Raw genomic sequence first — 1,953 nt, forward strand, 5'->3', positions numbered from 1 at the left:
CTTGTAGCTCGGCGGCGTAGGTCTGCTCATGCAGACCAGCTACCACGCTGGATTCACGAGATGAATCCCTCACCCCGCCTTTGCCCAACAAAGCCACCCGGAAGCGCTGGGCATTGGCGAACTGGTCGTGAACGAAGTCGACGGACCAGCGGCTGTTCGGAACAGTCGCCAGCGGGATCGGTGTTCTCGCCACCGCAAGCCGTCGGCGGGACTTTCGTCGCCGACGGCACGAGCCACCTGCAACGAGGGTCATGGCCGTGTCGAAAGCGCCGGTCATCGCTTCACTTCCTCGCAGCGCCGAATAAGCGCCCGGTCGGAACACTCTCCGTGTTCGGCGTGTTCGCCCAGCATGGCTGACACCAAAAAATCCGCGAAGACCAAATCCGCACCTGGAAAGACCAGAAACCAGACCCGGGCGAAAGGCGATGAAACCGTCATGCAGCCAGTCGTGAAATCGGACGGCAGGGTCGAGTCGTTCCGCAATCTCGCGACGCACATCGCCGAGGGCGCGCAGATCGTGCCGCCGCGGTTTCTGACCGGGCTGGACCGACGCCATCACGTCCGCTCCACCCTCCGCGAAGATCACCAGAACCGGATCGAGGCGCAGTCCCACGGCGCCCGCAAGAAGTTCGAGAAGCTCGCGAGTTCCCGGTTCAGCTTCTTTCGCGGGACCCAGCTTCTTTTCTACCGCGACATGGTCGGCTCGGACGCCCACATGCCGACCGTCCTGGCCTTGGGCGACGTGCATCCGGAGAATTTCGGCGTCATGCCCAACCGCGACGGCGTGCCGATCTTCTCGGTCAACGACTTCGACGAGGCGATCTATGCCCCCTTCACCTGGGACATGAAGCGCGCCGCCGTCGGCTTCTGGGTCGGTGCGAAGGAAGAGGGCGATCTCAGCCGCAAGCAGCGGCGCAAGATCGTCCGGGCCTTCGTCAACGGCTACCTGGAGGAGATGGAGCAATACGCCTCCAAGGAGACCGAGAAGGCCGATGCCTTCCGTATGGACAACTCCCCCAGGGTCATCCAGCGTCTGTTCGAGGAAGCCTGGGAAGAGCGCAAGACCTGGCTCTGGGACGATTACCTCAAGCCCTCGGGCAAAGGGTTCCGCGCCGACGACGAGTTGCAGCCCATCTCATCGGAGATCGAAACCTTCCAGAAGGCGGTGAACGACCTTGCCAAGGCGAACAAGCTCGACGTGCCCGACAGATCGCCCGATCTGCGCGTCAAGGATGTCTGCGTGCGCCACGGACAGGGAACCTCGTCGCTCGGTCTTCCGCGGTACTACGTGCTGATCGAGGGCCCGTCGAAGAACGCCACCGACGACCTGATCGTGGAGTTCAAGAAGGCGCGCAACTCGGCGCTTTCCGGCCTTACACCTCCGACCGATTTCCACGCCGGCGACAAGGGCGACCGCATTGCCCACGGCCAGCAGGTGCAGCTCGCCCACGGCGACGTTTTCTTCGGGTCGGTGAAGATCTGGGGCGAGAGTTACATGAGCCGGGAACGCGCCCCTTTCCGCGACGACATCGACCTCGACGAGTTGTCCAAGAAGACGTGGCGCGAGTATGCCCATGTCTGCGGCCAGGCGCTGGCGCAGGCTCATGCGCTTTCGGACGATCTTGGCAAGGTCGACTACGACGTGGAGCCTTCGATCATCGCGGCCTGCGAGCCGCGCAAGCTGTTCGTCGAGGATCTTCTGCACTTTACCGTGGAAACGGCCGACAGGCTGAAGCAAGACCACCTCGGTTTCATCGAGGATTTCAAGCTGGGCGCCTTCGACAGTATCGACATGGTCTATCGCTAGGCAGTCGGGTGGCCCTGGGGTTGTCGCCGATGTATCGACCCAGTGACAACGTGCTCATGCTACAACGAGGAAGGTAGCGATGAGTGTGACGATGGAAGATGGGATCAAGCGATGGACCGCGAAGCGCAAGAGCGCGCTCGTGGTGG

The 1,953-nt window shown here is 62.5% G+C and carries 1 protein-coding gene and 1 pseudogene; one reads left to right on the forward strand and one right to left on the reverse strand.

Going from position 1 to position 1,953, the window contains the following annotated elements:
* Positions 1–94: 94 nt before the first annotated feature.
* Positions 95–223: pseudogene (locus tag F3H57_RS22710) on the reverse strand (IS3 family transposase); the annotation flags it as partial.
* 213 nt (positions 224–436) lie between these two features.
* On the opposite strand from F3H57_RS22710, the gene F3H57_RS22015 reads away from it, so the two are divergent.
* Positions 437–1,807: a DUF2252 domain-containing protein gene (locus tag F3H57_RS22015; protein ID WP_223163202.1), complete on the forward strand. Its 1,371-nt coding sequence runs from the start codon at positions 437–439 to the stop codon at positions 1,805–1,807.
* Positions 1,808–1,953 lie beyond the last annotated feature (146 nt).

Source organism: Roseivivax sediminis, from assembly GCF_900112685.1.
Taxonomy (GTDB): domain Bacteria; phylum Pseudomonadota; class Alphaproteobacteria; order Rhodobacterales; family Rhodobacteraceae; genus Roseivivax; species Roseivivax sediminis.